The organism is Nocardioides caeni (genome assembly GCF_004912195.1).
Classification (GTDB): Bacteria; Actinomycetota; Actinomycetes; order Propionibacteriales; family Nocardioidaceae; genus Nocardioides; species Nocardioides caeni.
The window spans coordinates 1-13,623 of record NZ_STGW01000022.1; the positions used below are offsets into that span (position 1 = coordinate 1).

Annotated in this window: 16 protein-coding genes and 2 tRNA genes; 10 read left to right on the plus strand and 8 right to left on the minus strand. The window is 71.3% G+C overall.

Features of this window, described 5'->3' with window-relative positions; translation table 11 throughout:
* On the plus strand, positions 1-285 hold a 285-nt coding region (locus E9934_RS20385), incomplete at its 5' end, for a hypothetical protein (RefSeq protein WP_238695051.1).
* Between the two features lie 296 nt (positions 286-581).
* On the opposite strand, the gene E9934_RS18530 is transcribed toward E9934_RS20385, so the two are convergent.
* Positions 582-860, minus strand: a complete 279-nt coding sequence (locus E9934_RS18530) for a hypothetical protein (protein ID WP_136564387.1) — start codon at positions 858-860, stop codon at positions 582-584.
* A 34-nt stretch (positions 861-894) separates the two neighbouring features.
* Here E9934_RS18530 and E9934_RS18535 point away from each other — a divergent pair, with 34 nt between their 5' ends.
* Entirely contained in the window at positions 895-1,332 is a 438-nt protein-coding gene (locus E9934_RS18535) for a hypothetical protein (protein WP_136564388.1), read from the plus strand.
* Positions 1,333-1,337: 5 nt separating this feature from the next.
* Here the strand turns inward: E9934_RS18535 and E9934_RS19745 are convergent, their stop codons facing one another.
* The 7 genes from E9934_RS19745 to E9934_RS18555 form a co-directional block, all read right to left on the minus strand.
* On the minus strand, positions 1,338-1,496 hold the full coding sequence (locus E9934_RS19745; RefSeq protein ID WP_158295065.1) for a hypothetical protein: 159 nt from the start codon (positions 1,494-1,496) through the stop codon (positions 1,338-1,340).
* A 62-nt stretch (positions 1,497-1,558) separates the two neighbouring features.
* Positions 1,559-1,714, minus strand: coding sequence for a hypothetical protein (locus tag E9934_RS19750; RefSeq protein WP_158295066.1), 156 nt, complete (start codon positions 1,712-1,714; stop codon positions 1,559-1,561).
* 62 nt (positions 1,715-1,776) lie between these two features.
* Positions 1,777-2,226 carry an HNH endonuclease gene (locus E9934_RS19755; RefSeq protein WP_238695052.1) on the minus strand — a complete coding sequence of 150 codons (450 nt, stop codon included), beginning with the start codon at positions 2,224-2,226 and terminating at the stop codon, positions 1,777-1,779.
* A gap of 66 nt (positions 2,227-2,292) precedes the next feature.
* Positions 2,293-2,374, minus strand: a tRNA-His gene (locus tag E9934_RS19760).
* A 2-nt stretch (positions 2,375-2,376) separates the two neighbouring features.
* Positions 2,377-2,448 (minus strand) — tRNA-Arg (locus tag E9934_RS18545).
* A 368-nt stretch (positions 2,449-2,816) separates the two neighbouring features.
* Positions 2,817-5,183, minus strand: coding sequence for an outer membrane protein assembly factor BamB family protein (locus E9934_RS18550; protein WP_136564390.1), 2,367 nt, complete (start codon positions 5,181-5,183; stop codon positions 2,817-2,819).
* A gap of 21 nt (positions 5,184-5,204) precedes the next feature.
* Positions 5,205-6,278, minus strand: coding sequence for a hypothetical protein (locus E9934_RS18555; RefSeq protein WP_136564391.1), 1,074 nt, complete (start codon positions 6,276-6,278; stop codon positions 5,205-5,207).
* A gap of 160 nt (positions 6,279-6,438) precedes the next feature.
* On the opposite strand from E9934_RS18555, the gene E9934_RS18560 reads away from it, so the two are divergent.
* The 8 genes from E9934_RS18560 (at position 6,439) to E9934_RS18590 (ending at position 13,621) form a co-directional block, all read left to right on the plus strand.
* The gene (locus E9934_RS18560) at positions 6,439-6,771 is read left to right on the plus strand and encodes an STAS domain-containing protein (protein WP_136564392.1); all 333 of its coding nucleotides are present in this window, start codon (positions 6,439-6,441) and stop codon (positions 6,769-6,771) included.
* Between the two features lie 53 nt (positions 6,772-6,824).
* Positions 6,825-6,968, plus strand: coding sequence for a hypothetical protein (locus E9934_RS19865; protein ID WP_162851573.1), 144 nt, complete (start codon positions 6,825-6,827; stop codon positions 6,966-6,968).
* Positions 6,969-7,147: 179 nt separating this feature from the next.
* Positions 7,148-8,605 carry a FecCD family ABC transporter permease gene (locus E9934_RS18565; RefSeq protein ID WP_202977387.1) on the plus strand — a complete coding sequence of 486 codons (1,458 nt, stop codon included), beginning with the start codon at positions 7,148-7,150 and terminating at the stop codon, positions 8,603-8,605.
* On the plus strand, positions 8,602-9,657 hold the full coding sequence (locus E9934_RS18570; RefSeq protein WP_238695053.1) for a FecCD family ABC transporter permease: 1,056 nt from the start codon (positions 8,602-8,604) through the stop codon (positions 9,655-9,657). Before E9934_RS18565 ends, E9934_RS18570 begins: the two co-directional genes overlap by 4 nt.
* The gene (locus tag E9934_RS18575; RefSeq protein WP_136564393.1) at positions 9,654-10,517 is read left to right on the plus strand and encodes an ABC transporter ATP-binding protein; all 864 of its coding nucleotides are present in this window, start codon (positions 9,654-9,656) and stop codon (positions 10,515-10,517) included. Before E9934_RS18570 ends, E9934_RS18575 begins: the two co-directional genes overlap by 4 nt.
* A 23-nt stretch (positions 10,518-10,540) precedes the next feature.
* Entirely contained in the window at positions 10,541-11,419 is an 879-nt protein-coding gene (locus tag E9934_RS18580) for an AraC family transcriptional regulator (protein WP_136564394.1), read from the plus strand.
* 57 nt (positions 11,420-11,476) lie between these two features.
* Complete coding sequence (locus E9934_RS18585; protein ID WP_136564395.1) at positions 11,477-12,448, plus strand: ABC transporter substrate-binding protein; 972 nt, start codon at positions 11,477-11,479, stop codon at positions 12,446-12,448.
* Positions 12,449-12,589: 141 nt separating this feature from the next.
* Entirely contained in the window at positions 12,590-13,621 is a 1,032-nt protein-coding gene (locus E9934_RS18590; protein WP_136564396.1) for an ABC transporter substrate-binding protein, read from the plus strand.
* Positions 13,622-13,623 lie beyond the last annotated feature (2 nt).

Consider the following 13,623-nt stretch of genomic DNA (forward strand, 5'->3'; position numbering starts at 1 on the left):
CAGGTGTCAACCAGACTGGGGGCAGACCCAGGGCGACTTGCGGATGCTGTGACCGGGTTCCTTCGCCAACGTCGGCCTGAGATCGTGTCGTTCACATCGACCTTCCTGCGCAAGACGAAGTCGATCTCGAAGATTGAGGCGCGGCTCCCGGATGGAGTGCGAGTAGTGAAGCGCTACCGGCCGAAGAAGTACGAGGCTTCAGCGCGTCTCGACTGCGAACTGGAAGGGTGGAAAACTTCCTGGCTCTGGCCCAGCGTCATCCGTGACCTTCCCGGGCCGATATGACGCCCTGCCAGTCACGAAGACGTACGGGTCTGATGCCTACCTAACCGCTACGGGTCGGGTGCTCTACCTGAGGCGTGTCGATGGCGGGCTGTTCCTCCCCGAGGGGACCGTGACCACAACGATTGACTCGTTCTCGCGCACAACCAACGCCAACCGCCTATTGACGTTCCTTGAGGGCGGGGATCAGTAGGCGACGGTCGGTTGGAGCCTCCCGCCGAGGAAGAGAACCTCTCGGGCTTCTGCGCACAGCGACCGGGTCGAACCCGATGCGCCAGGCGCCCGGGAGTACGAGACGCTCAAGATGGACGAACTCGAGATCCCTTCGTCAGCGCCGTGCCGGTCTCGCCCGCTTCATCCCAGTACGCGACCTGAGCGCACACCGCTTCAGCGAGCGTGGCCTTGACCTTTGCATCGACTGGAACGCTGTCGTCATCAGTGGCGTAGGGCGTGAATCCGACGAGCGCCGTGCGGACCACGGACGATGGACGCCGCAGCGTCAGCGCGCCGACGGTGGCGTTCTCGTCACCGCGGTAGCCGCGGTAGTCGGACAGAGTGGCAAGCGGAGCGAATCCCATGACGACGCCTCCTCGTTGTGATCAACTGGTCAGTATGACGACCAGGGGCGAGCCGGAGCCCAAGATGCGGTTCTGGCACTACTCGCGCATGTGGGCGGTCGTGCCTGTTTGGGTCGCGGCGGTCGTCCCGGTCTTGGCGCTGATCGACCGCGGCATCGTCGATGACCGGATCTTGGTCGTCGTACTACTGGCCGTGATGGCGGGCGGCTTAGTTGCGACCTTCTACGCGAGCAAGGCAGATGAGGCCGCCTTCTGGGAGCGCACGCACCCACCGGCACCAGAGGACCACACCGAGAATCCTCGGAGAGCGTCAAGCAGCAGGGACGACTCAGGTCCGCACTACTGGGCTACTGGCGGTTACGACCCTGAGCGCTATGGAAACTTCGTGCGCAACCACTCGCCGGAGGAGCGCGAGTACATCAGGGACGCGTACGGCGACCTCGACACGTGGGAGAGCAACCGCCCAGACTGACTTGGCTACGCCCCGGGCTTCGCTGTTGCCTTCTTGGCAGCGGCCCGCTTGCGCGGGGCAGCGGCCTTCTTGACGGGCTCCGACGCGGCCTCGGAAGCGAAGTCCGACTCGGCGACCTTCTCCTCGGCGGCGCGGTTGCGGTGCCGGCTGATGAGCATTCCCATCGTGTCCTCCTTGATGGCTGGGGTGGGGGCAGGCAGTTTCACCACATGCCCAGGTGGGTTCGTCACGCGGTGACGATGCGCGCGACCGCGTTGCGGCGGATGCGTTTCACGGCGTAGTGCACGTTGGTCGTGACGACCGTGGTGCGACCGAGGATGTCGCGGTCCTTCTCGACGAGCGGGCGGCGCTTGTACTTCAGGCACAGCGCGTTCCGCTTCATCAGGAGCGAGGTCTTGGCCGGGAGGCGGCAATCGGTCCCGATCCCCGAGGTCGTCGGTCGCCTCACGCACGAGCCGCCAACTGCGCCCGGGTGGGGACGTAGGGCTGGAAGCGGAGCCTCATCCCGGCCTCGGCGGGGGTGCGGTTGCCCTTGCGGCTGTTGCAGGGCTCGCAGGCGGCCACGATGTTCAGCCACGACCACTCCCCGCCTCGCGACGCGGGAAGGATGTGATCGAGCGTCCGGGCCTTGTCGCCGCAGTAGGCGCACCGGTGGCCGTCGCGGATGAAGACGCCGCCGCGGTGCCATCCGGCAGGACGGTAGAGCCACGTGGGGCTGACGTAGCGCAGCAGCCGGATCACGCGCGGCCACGGCCACGGGCCCGCCGTACGTCCCTCGACCGCCTCCTCGACGGCGGCGACCTTGCGGGCCACCATGCGCATGGCTTGCTTGAACGACACCTTCCCGAGCGGCTCGTAGGAGGCGTTCAGCAGCGCGACGGATGTTGCGGTCACCGCTGACACCTCCTCTCCGGATACTGATGAGTGTGCGGCACGTGGGTTACGAGATGTGTTGATCGGGGTGACCGGCGGGAGTCGAACCCGCTGCGCCCTTGCGGGCCCAGGACCACAACCTGGTGAGCCACCGTTGCTCATCGGTCACAGCGCCCTCGCCAGGACTCGAACCTGGATCCCCGGCTTCGTAGGCCGGTGTCGTGTCCCTTGGACCACGAAGGCAGTGGTGGTGTGAGGCGTCTCGGACACGACGAAAGGGCCGCTCCTGCGAGACGTCTGCCTCGGCTGGAGCGGCCCTTCCCGTGTCTGGGTCTGGGTGCGTGAGCGCTCAGCTCACGGGCGGCTCCAGGCGTGCGGAGGGCAGCCACGTGGCGGCAGCACACATCGCACGATCCGCGTTGCCGCGGACCGACGCAGTGAGGCTGCTATGCCTGAGCACCTGTCCATCCTTCGTCTCGCCGGGCCCCGATGGCCCGTGTGCCATCAACGGTAGGCGCAACCCACTGGCGAGGGCCAACGACTTTCGTGCAGGTCAGCGGGCACCGGTGGCCGTGCGCCGGTCACCGCTCGTCTGCAGGTCCGACCGATGCTCAACCGCCCTGGGTGGCCAGCGCGTCCCGGGCGAGCGCGATCGCCCTCTCCTCCAGGGTGTCGGTCGACAGCCCGTGGAGCTGGACCACGACGGTCACGGTGAGGTTGCGCCGGCGTACGTCGACCCGGGCGGCCTGCCACTTCTTCGCGTCGCCGACCCGTCCCTGCAGCCAGGTCGCGTCCCAGCCGACGACGCGGGCCCGCTCGCCGAGGCCGTCGACCGTCCGGTTGTCGTCGGCGTCGTCGAGGGCCTTGGCCGTGTAGGTCCAGGCCCGTCGCGCCAGGCCGACCCCGCTGGTGCCGGTCAGTGTGCTGGACGCGGTCGCGTGCAGGCTGACCTGGACGCCGTCGTGGTTGCCGTCCGCGCCTCCGGTGTTCCACGCGCAGCCCGCGACCCGGCGCTCGGCGTCACCCTTCGGCCGCAGGTCCTTGCCCGCGACGCCGGGAACGAGCCCGGCCACCGAGGGGCCGAGCAGCCGGCACAGGTCGGGCCGCCGTTTCAGGGCCGGCACGTCCGGCACGTCCGGCGTCGGCCGCGTCAGGGTGAGGCCGGCGCCCTCGAAGGTCTCCTCCAGTGCCGCCCAGGCGCCCTCCTCGATCGCATACGGCGTGGCGAGGCCGGAGGTCTCGTAGGACTCGGTGGTCTGCTGCATCGTCAGGTGCACCACGACATTCCTCACCCGCACGAGCAGGCCGACGTTGGTGTCGCGGGCGCCGAGTCCGGCGCCGTGGACCAGCCAGGCCTCGTCGCCCACGCCGGGCAGTCGGACCGCCTTGGTGGCCAGTGGATCGAAGATCGCGCTCCCGGCGACGCCGTTTCGGTGGATGGAGGCCAGGCGCTCGCGCGCCTCGTCGGTCGCATTGCCGCCGTCGCCCGCGAGCGGCCCGCCGACGATGGTGGTGATCGAGAGCTCGCGGCGGGTGCCGTGCGGCTCGACGGTCTCGACCCATTCGCAACGGGCAGGTCGCGGCAGATCGAGCCGGTGGAAGCCGAGGGTGCGCAGCGTCGCGTCCGACAACCGGCAGTCCTCGACGTCGCCGGGTCGCACGTCGCCGTCCTCCCAACGCGACTCGTCGTAGCCCTGGAGGGCGGGCTCCACGTCCCACGGGATGTCGAGATCCTCGGGTACGTCGGGCCCGGCTCCCGGCGCCGGCAGTGCATGAGCCACCAGCTCCTCCTGAGCCTGTACGAGCACGAGGTCGCCGGCGACGCCGGCGAACGTCCGCCCCTCGGTGGCGCCCAGCACCTCGACGTCGGCGACATCGTCGGCAGCATGACGGGTGAGGACCATCTGCCCGAGCGCGCCGTCGTCGACGAGCTGGGTGGCGGCGATCAGCCCGTCGCCCGTGCCCAGGAACTGGCCGTTGGCAGGGAAGGCGGTCGTCACCGGCGTCCCGCCAGAGAGACCGGCGAGGGAGTAGCCCGACACCTGGGAGCCGTGATCGACGAGGACGGTGTCGCCGTCCATGCCCAGCGGTGCCGTGTCGGTGTCGAAGCGGTTGTCGGTCCACTGCTCGCTGATCGGCTCGAGCAGCTTCCCGTTGGTCGGGTCGACGGTCCACAGCAGCCGGTGGCCGTGGTCGGAGATGTCGAGCACCAGCGGATCGGCCGAGTAGATGTGCTCGCCCAGGGCCAGGTCGGGGAACGGTCGGCTGAAGACTCGCCGGCCGGAGTCGGCGTCATAGGGGGTGAGGACGTCCGCGTCGCCGAAGTCGGGGGTCTCCTCCTGCGCGATCCACCGGCCGTCGAAGGCCCAGCTGTCGCAGGCGTAGCCGTCGTTGCCGACCGGGGCGAGCGACGGCAGCGGCCGCCCGGTGCGCAGGTCGAAGCGCCGGAGGCCGCCACAGACGGTGTCCTCGCGGGCCGTGATGGCCCGACGCCCCACGGCGATCGCGTGCTGCTCGCCGTCGGTGTTTCCCCAGATGCTGCCGACGTTGCGCTGCCAGGCGACCTTGCCGGAGCCGGCGTCGACCAGGGCCAGCGTGGTGCATTCCGCTCGACGCTGCCTCCCCTTGGCCTCGCCCCTGGGTGACAGTGCGACGACGACACGACCGTCACCTGTTGGCTCGGGGCGACCACAGACGCCCACTGAGGGGAGCCGCCACTGCCGCTCGCCCGTCGCCGCGTCGAGGGCGACGACGGTCCGGTCGGTCGAGACGAGGACGACGTCGCCGACGGCGAGGACGCTGCGGATCCGGTAGGGATCGACGGCCGTGCTGGTCCACGCCTCCGGGAGCTCGGGCACTCGTGCCGCCTCGGTAGCCCGCGCCGGGGACGAAGCACCGGGCTCCTCGCCACCGGTGCAGCCGGTGAGCAGGATCGCGAGCGCAGTCAACGCCGCCCAGAGCTTCAGTCGACCGATCACGGCAGGGTTCCTGCCCTCGCCCTACCGCGGCAAACCGGGGAGGTGGACGACGCTCGTGACGCGCGCCGAGACCAGCTCGCCGGTCCGCAGGTCGTGTCCGGTGAAGTGGAACTCGCCTTCGAGCGCGACGCGCTCGCCGGTCGGTACGGCGAAGACAAGTACGCCGTCGAGGTCGTCCCCCTCGTCGCCGTCGAGGAGCAGTCGGCCCGTGAATGTGACGTCCTCCTCGTCGATGTCGTGACGGAAGGCGGGCGCGTCCGCCGACTCGTCCGGGAGGTCGTCCCGCAGGGTCCAGCGCACCGGCGCCGACATCGCCGGGCTGACCAGCAGCCACTCGGTGCCCTCGGGCGCCCAGCCCTTGCCCGGGTGGTAGGGCTGCCGGACGTAGCTCAGCTGGCAGACCTGGCTCAACGAGTTGGTGCCGTCGTCGGTCGCGCGCAGCGGTGCGTACGGCGCCGACCACCTCTCCTTGCCGCACGAGTCGAGCCGGGTGACGGCATCGATGCCGACCGTCAGCTCGGCCGCGCGACCGGCGTCCAGCTCGCCGGTCTCCGGGTCGAGGACCTGCGTGAGGCCGTCGTACACGACCTCGATCCGGACGGCGGCGTCCTCGTCGGCGACCGCGACGAACTCGGTGTAGTCGCTGCCGGACCACGACTCCCGGTTGCGGTCGAGGTAGTCGCTGACCCCCGGCAGGGCGTGGCGGTGGTCGTCGGCGACCACGGCGACCTCGAGCGGCACGAAGTCCTCGAACCCGTAGATCGAGGCATGGGTGAGGTCCGGGGTGTCGACCTGGACGCCGACCCAGCCGCCACCCTTCGGGGCCCTGACGTCGCGGGGCTCGTCCGTGCAGCACTGCGGCGGGATCTCCTCGACCACTCCGGTCGCGCGGATCGTGAACCTGCCCCACGGCACGGTGACCTCGGCCGAGGGGCCGGCGCCGAAGTCGTCGTCGGCGAAGTGGGCGAACTGCTCGGTGAGGCCGATCTCGCCCGGCGCCAGCCGGGGGCGGTCGTCGCGGAGCGCGAGCCACGAGCCGGTGGCGACGGCGACGACGAGGACCACGGCCGTGCCGGTGGCGAGAGGGACCTTCACGGCGGCGGAACCTACCCACCCGGGCCGGTAATAGGCCTGGCCGGGTCGACATCGCCCGAAGGAAGGCGTAGCGTCGAGAGCAGTCAGGAGTTCCTCGAGTCCGCCGCCCCTGGCGCCACCGTTTCTGGCCGAACGCGATTGGTTCGGAGATCGGTGCCTGATGACCCTCTTCGCAGATGCTTCGTCGTCATTGAGCTTCGCCGTCCGCGATGACGGCGACGCTGTCGTCCTCGCCGTCCGGGGTGAGTTCGACGCCGCCGCGGTCGCGTTCGTGCGGGATGCCGTCGAGGACTGCCTGGAGCGCGGCGCGCGTGAGGTGGTGCTGGACCTGGCCGGAGTCACGTTCATCGACTCCGCGGGTGCCCGCACCCTCCTCGAGTGCTGGTACGACGCGCTCGCCCGCCGTATCTCGCTGCGGGTCGGCCCGCACAGTGCCGTCGTGGGCCGCGTGCTCGCGGCCAAGGGCCTGGACAGGGTGCTGTTCGGCGAGTGACCCGCATCGGCCAGCAGCCGGTCGGGGTTGGCGACCTGCGGTAGAACGACGGCATGAAGATCATCAGGAGCGCGGCTGCCCTCGGGATCGCCAAGAAGGTCATCACCGAGGCGAAGAAGCCGGAGAACCAGGCGAAGATCAAGGCCGGTGCGGAGAAGCTGAAGGAGCGCACGCGGGGCCGTCGTCCCCAGCGGTGAGCCCAGCCGCGCGCCCATCCTCCGGACGGGCGTGCTGACGACGATGGCCGAGGTTAGGATCACCTAATCCGTACGGCCCGGTCTCGGCGTGGCCGACCAACGCACGAACCGGACCTCGCGATGTCACCTCAGCACCCTCTGCACCTGCGGTGCCCTGCCCGACGGCCCGGGACGCTGCCGTGCGGCTGAGCGAGCTCGAGCCGAGTGCCGCGGTCGCGGACCGGGGCGACCACACGCAGGTCGAGGTCCCCCGTGGGCCGGCCCCTCTCGCGCTGCGGGCCGCCGCGACCGTCATCGACGTCGTCGTGGTCGGCCTCCCGCTGGTGATCGGCGGACTGATCGTGCACTCGCTGCGCGACGCGAACGGCGGCGGTCAGGCCGACCGCGCCGTCTTCGGCTCCTTCGCGGTCGCGGTCGCGGTGGCGCTGCATGTCTGGAACCTGGGCTACGCCCAGGGGCGCCGGGGCCAGTCGACCGGCAAGTCGTGGGTCGGGCTGGTCGCCCGTGGCGCCGACCGCCAGCCCCTCGGCGTCCGGGCCAGTCTGCTGCTCCGCCGCCCCGAGGTGGTCCGCCACGTCACCGCGATGGACGAGGGCTTCGCCCCGATCGAGGTCGTCGCCACTCCCGCCTCCCTGCGCGTACGACGGGTGGTGGGCCTGGTGGCGCTGGTGATCCTGCTGGCGGTCGTCCTGCTCGCCAGCATCGCGGTCGGCGCGCGCCCGCTGTCCTTCGGCGAGATCGGCCACGCCCTCGTGCCGCCGTACGACGGCAGCGCGACCGACACGGACCTGATCGTGCGCGACCTGCGACTGCCGCGGACGCTGCTCGCCATCGTGACCGGCATCGCCCTCGGGCTGGCGGGCGCGCTGATCCAGGGGCACACCCGCAACCCGCTCGCGGATCCCGGGATCCTCGGCGTGAGTGCGGGCGCCTCGTGCGCCGTGGTGCTCGCGATGGCCTACCTCGGCGTCGCCTCGGTGACCGGCTACGTGTGGTTCGCGCTCGCCGGCGCGATGGTGACGAGCGTGCTCGTGTTCGGCCTCGCCTCGGTCGGCAGCCGCACCCTCTCGCCGGTGTCGCTCGTCCTCGGCGGCGCCGCGGTGGCGGCGTTCCTGTCGTCGGTGACGTCCGCGGTGGTCCTGCTCGACCAGGACACCCTCGACTCGTTCCGGTTCTGGGTCGTCGGCTCGGTCGCCGGCCGCGGCCCCGAGATCCTGGTGCCGCTGCTGCCGTTCTTCGCGGTCGGGGTGCTCCTCGCGCTCGGCAGCGCCCCGGGGCTCAACCTGCTCAGCCTCGGCGAGGACGTCGCCCGCTCGCTGGGCTCCAGCATCGCGGTCAACCGCGTCGTGGGCGTCCTCGCGATCACGCTGCTCGCCGGCGCCGCGACGGCCGCGTGCGGGCCGATCGGCTTCGTCGGTCTCGTCGTGCCGCACGTCGCGCGCGCCTTCACCGGCCCCGACTACCGGTGGCTGCTGCCCTACTCCGCTGTCGTCGGCGCCATCCTGCTGACGGTGTGCGACGTCATCGGCCGGGTCGTCGCCCGGCCGGGCGAGCTGCAGGCCGGGATCGTCCTAGTACTCGCGGGCGGCCCGTTCTTCATCGCCATCGTCCGGCGGCGGAAGCTGGCGACGCTGTGACCGCGCTCGTCACCGGCCGGCCGCGCTTCGGCCGCGGCCCGCTGACCATGGTGTGGCGGCCGCGGCTCGTGGCCGCCAACGTCGTCCTGGCCGCCGTGGTCCTGGTCCTCTTCTGCCTCAACGTCGGCCGCGGCGACTACCCGATCAGCGTCGGGGGTGTCCTCGAGGTGCTGGCCGGCGGCGGCACCGACGTCGAGTACTTCATCGTCTGGGACCTGCGGATGCCGCGGTCGCTGGTCGGGGTGATCGTCGGCCTGGGGCTCGGCATCTCCGGAGCGATCACGCAGTCGATCACCCGCAATCCCCTCGCCAGCCCGGACATCCTCGGCATCACCGCCGGGGCCAGCGCGGGCGCGGTGGTGGTCATCATCTTCGGTGCGCCGACGCTGCTGGGCGTGACGCTCGGGGTGCCCGCCGCGGCTCTGCTCGGTGGGCTGCTGACCGCTGCCGCGATCTACGTGCTCGCCTGGCGGCGCGGGGTCGAGGGCTTCCGCCTGATCCTGATCGGGATCGCCGTCAACTCCATCCTCGGAGCGCTGACCACGTGGATGCTCGTGGTCGGCGAGATCTGGGACGTGCAGAAGGCGACGGTCTGGCTCAACGGCTCCCTGCACGGGCGGGAGTGGAGCCACGTCTGGCCGGCCGCGATCGCCGTGGGCGTGGTCGGGGTGGTCGCCCTGGCCTCGAGCTTCCCGCTGTCGGCGCTGCGGCTCGGCGAGGACACGGCACGCGCCCTCGGCGTCCGGGTCCAGCTCAGCCAGGCGGTCCTGCTCATCGCCTCCGTCCTGCTCGCCGCCATGTGCGTCACCGCCGCCGGGCCGATCGGGTTCGTCGCCTTCGTCGCACCCCAGCTGACGGTCCGCCTCGTCGGGACCGCCGGCCCGCCGATGCTCGCCTCCGGGCTCATGGGCGCGGCCCTGGTGGTCGGCAGCGACTACGTCGCCCGCGTCATCCTGCCGATCGAGCTCCCCGTCGGCATCGTCACCACCGCGATCGGCGGTCCCTTCCTGATGTATCTGATCATCCGCACCAACCGGAGGCTGGCCCGATGACCGTCCACCAGATCACCGCCGCGGGACTGCGACTCGCCTACGGCGACCGGGTGGTCGTCGACGACCTCACCACCACGATCCCCGCCGGCCAGGTCACCACCATCATCGGCCCCAACGGCTGCGGGAAGTCGACCTTCCTGCGCGCGATCGCACGCCTGCTCAAGCCGAAGGCCGGCGAGGTGCTCCTCGACGGCAAGGCCATCACCTCGATGCGCACCCGTGACGTCGCCCGGGTGCTGGGCATGCTCCCGCAGTCGCCGACCGCCCCCGAGGGCCTCACCGTCGCCGACCTCGTCGCGAAGGGCCGGCACCCGCACCAGTCGTGGCTGCGGCAGTGGTCGCGTGACGACGAGGCCGAGGTCGACGTGGCGCTCCGGCTCACGGGCATGCAGGCCCTCGCCGGCCGCCCGGTCGACGAGCTCTCCGGAGGCCAGCGCCAGCGCGCCTGGATCTCGATGGCCCTGGCCCAGGAGACCGACGTCCTCCTGCTCGACGAGCCGACCACCTACCTCGACCTCGCCCACCAGGTCGAGGTCCTGGACCTGGTCGACAAGCTGCATGCCGACCTCGGCCGCACGATCGTGATGGTGCTGCACGACCTCAACCTCGCGGCCCGCTACAGCGACCACCTCATCGTGATGCGCGACGGCAAGGTCGTCACCAGCGGCCCGCCCGCGGACGTGATCGACGCGGAGCTGCTGCGCGACGTGTTCGGTCTCGAGAGCCAGGTGCTGGTCGATCCGGTGTCGCACCAGCCGCTCATCATCCCGGTCGGCACCCGTCGTGCGGCCGATCCGGAGGGGGACGTGCCGGCCGGCGCGGACGGCCGGGTCCGGCTGGAGAAGGCGAGCGCGCGGTGAGCCGCGCACGGGGATGAGCTGACGTGCCGACCGAGCCGCTGCACGACAGCCCCCTCGAGGAGCTCGTCGACCACGGCGTCGCCACGGTCGTCGGGACCGCCCGCCGGGTGGCGACCAACCACCTCGACATCGGCGCCACGCAGGCGGCCGGCCAGCTGTGGCCGGCGCACAGCCATGCCGAGCACGAGCTGCTGTGGGGCGTCACGGGCGGACTGACCGTGAGCACGCCGACCGGGTCGCACGTCGTCCCCCGCGGGCTGGCGCTCTGGATCCCGTCCGGCACCCTCCACGAGGTCCACGCCTCCGCCGGAGCCGCGCTCAGCTGCACCTGGTTCGCCGCTGACCTCACCGCGGGACCAGCCGCCGCGAGCGGTACGACGACCAGCATCGTCGTGTCCCGCCTGCTCGCCGAGACCCTGCGCCACCTCGACGACCCCGCTCTCGACGACGAGCGCCGCGGCCGCGCCGAGGCGTTCGCGGGCGACCTCGTCACCGGTCACACCCGTCATCTGCCGACGTTTCCGCTGTCGCTCCCACTGCCGCACTCGCCCGACCTGCGGGCGCTGGCGGACGCGATCCTCGACGACCCGTCCGACACGAGCACGGTCGGCGACCTCGCGGTCGCCAACGGGTTGTCGCCGCGCACCCTGACCCGCCGCTTCCAGGCCGAGACGGGGATGCCGTTGGCCCAGTGGCGCACGCGTGCGCGGATCGGTGCGGCCACGCGGGCGCTCGCCCTCGGCGTACCTCCGACGCGAGTGGCCCGGCAGACCGGCTTCGCCACGCCGTCGGCCTTCGGTGCGACCTTCCGACGGCTCACCGGGGTCAGCCCACGGGCCTACGCCGCGATCGTGCGGCCCCGCGCGGAGCTGTCCGCATGGCCGGATCGCGACATTTCTTGACCGTCGCGCGCTACTGCCGGCGCGACAGCGGCCCGCCGCAGCACCCACTATTCAGGTATGGCTAACCTGACTTCCTTCGGCCGCGTGCTCGCGGCCGGCACCGTCCTGGCCCTCGCCCTGACCGCCTGCGGCAAGGAGCGGGACGACGACGCCGCGGCCGAGGACACGCACACCATCGCGACGGCCTACGGCGACGTCGAGGTGCCCACCGACCCCGAGCGGGTGGTGGCGCTCTCCTACGACACCCCGTGGCAGCTGCAGTCCCTCGGCGTCCGCCCCGTCGCCACCCAGGACTACTCGGCCTACATCGACGAGTTCTCCGAGAGCCAGCAGGACTTCATCGACGGCATCGACTCGATCGGTCCCTACGGCGAGCCGGACCTCGAGAAGATCGCCGCCGCGCAGCCGGACCTCATCGTCGGCGACGTCCACGAGGTCGACGAGGCGACCTTCGAGAAGCTGGCGGAGATCGCGCCGACCGCGATCGTCGGCGGCGAGGAGCGCGGCGACTGGAAGGCCATCGTCGGTGCGCTCGCCGAGGCCGTCGGAGCCGAGGAGGAGCTGGCGCGGACGACGGCGGAGTACGACGCGACGCTCGCCGAGGTCAAGGAGACCTATGCCGAGCAGATCGAGGGCAACACCTGGATCCACTTCTCCCTCGGCAACAGCGAGGGCGAGTTCTCCGTGCAGTACCCCTCCGGCACCACCGGGTCGCTCGTCGTCGACGAGCTGGGCATGGCCTACGGGCCGAACGTCCCCGCCGATCCGGGCGACGGCTTCGGCTACGGCTCCTACTCCGTCGAGCAGATCCCCACGGTGTTCGACGGCGTCACCGCGGCGCTGACGTTCGAGAACACCGACGGCAGCCCCAACCCGCTCATCGACGCCATCGAGAAGAACTCGCTCTTCCAGGCCACCGAGGTCGCCGGGACCGACCGGGTCTTCCACCTGTCCGTCGGCGTCACCGACTTCGCGACCGCGACGCTGTGGCTCCGTCAGGTCGAGGAGCGCGTGCTCAGCCAGCTCTGACCTGGGGCTGACCTGGGACCGACCTGCGTCCCGACCCGTGGATGTCGGCGCGGGGCGCGTGAGGTGAGGCTAACCTTCCTGGGGCGGCCCCGTGTCGACGGGCAGGGTGCCGTGTGGTGGAGCAACGCGAAGGAGTATCCGATGAGCCGATCGACCCGATGGACCCGGCGGTCCGCGCTGACCGTCTCCGGCGTGCTGCTGGCCCTGCCCGCCCTGGCTGCCTGCGGCACCGAGGGCCACGGCCGCGCCGGCGACGGCGAGGGCGCGACCCGGACGGTCACCGGCGCCTACGGCGAGATCGAGATCCCCGCAGACCCGCAGCGGATCATGGCCGACCCGATGACCGTCGACTACCTGACCGCGCTCGGCTACGACACCTCCGTCATCGTCGGCGTCTTCGCCGCCACCGACCACGTCGAGGAGGAGGACCACTACCTCCACGACGCCCTCGACTGGGACGCCATGGTCGACCCGGGCTACACCTACGAGGCCGACCTCGAGCAGGTCGCCGCCGCCGACCCGGACCTCATCCTCGTGCCCTTCGACCAGATCGACGGCGCCGAGGGCCTGGACCAGATGAAGGAGATCGCGCCCCTGCTCGCCGTACCGACGAGCGAGCCGACGGAGGAGGAGGGCCGCTACGGCGGCACGGCCTCCTTCCAGGACTGGCGCGGCACGCTGCGCTCCTACGGCGAGCTGCTCGACCGCGAGGAGGAGGCCGAGGCCTACATCGCGGAGACCGAGGAGCAGCTCGAGACGCTGCGGACCGACCAGGCCGCCGCGATCGCCGAGATCGAGGTGGTGCAGGCGAAGAGCACGCCTGACTACGTGGCGGTCAACCCGCTCACGAGCGACAAGGGCGCGATCGGCGTGACCCTGCTCCGCGAGCTCGGCTTCGAGCAACCCGAGCAGCTGGACGCGATCGAGCCGGACGAGTGGGGGACCATCGACATCTCCCCGGAGAACACCTCGCTGCTCGACGGCGACCTGCTCTTCCTCGAGGTGAGGGACGCCACCTCCCGGCACGAGGACTCGCCCCTGTGGCCGACGCTCGACGTGGTCGCCAACGACCGGGTCGTGACGGTCGGCAACCACTGGGAGTTCGGCGGCGCCGTCGGCGCGCGGGCGGTCATCGCCGACATCGCCGCGGCGATCGACGAGGGGGTGGCGTGACG

Excerpts from the sequence above, each read along its gene's own strand:
- E9934_RS18590 (WP_136564396.1), top strand. The coding sequence starts at position 12,590 with ATGAGCCGATCGACCCGATGGACCCGGCGGTCCGCGCTGACCGTCTCC.
- E9934_RS18560 (WP_136564392.1), top strand. The coding sequence starts at position 6,439 with ATGACCCTCTTCGCAGATGCTTCGTCGTCATTGAGCTTCGCCGTCCGC.
- E9934_RS18535 (WP_136564388.1), top strand. The coding sequence starts at position 895 with ATGACGACCAGGGGCGAGCCGGAGCCCAAGATGCGGTTCTGGCACTAC.
- E9934_RS18530 (WP_136564387.1), bottom strand. The coding sequence starts at position 860 with ATGGGATTCGCTCCGCTTGCCACTCTGTCCGACTACCGCGGCTACCGC.
- E9934_RS18585 (WP_136564395.1), top strand. The coding sequence starts at position 11,477 with ATGGCTAACCTGACTTCCTTCGGCCGCGTGCTCGCGGCCGGCACCGTC.
- E9934_RS19745 (WP_158295065.1), bottom strand. The coding sequence starts at position 1,496 with ATGGGAATGCTCATCAGCCGGCACCGCAACCGCGCCGCCGAGGAGAAG.
- E9934_RS19865 (WP_162851573.1), top strand. The coding sequence starts at position 6,825 with ATGAAGATCATCAGGAGCGCGGCTGCCCTCGGGATCGCCAAGAAGGTC.
- E9934_RS18575 (WP_136564393.1), top strand. The coding sequence starts at position 9,654 with ATGACCGTCCACCAGATCACCGCCGCGGGACTGCGACTCGCCTACGGC.
- E9934_RS19750 (WP_158295066.1), bottom strand. The coding sequence starts at position 1,714 with ATGAAGCGGAACGCGCTGTGCCTGAAGTACAAGCGCCGCCCGCTCGTC.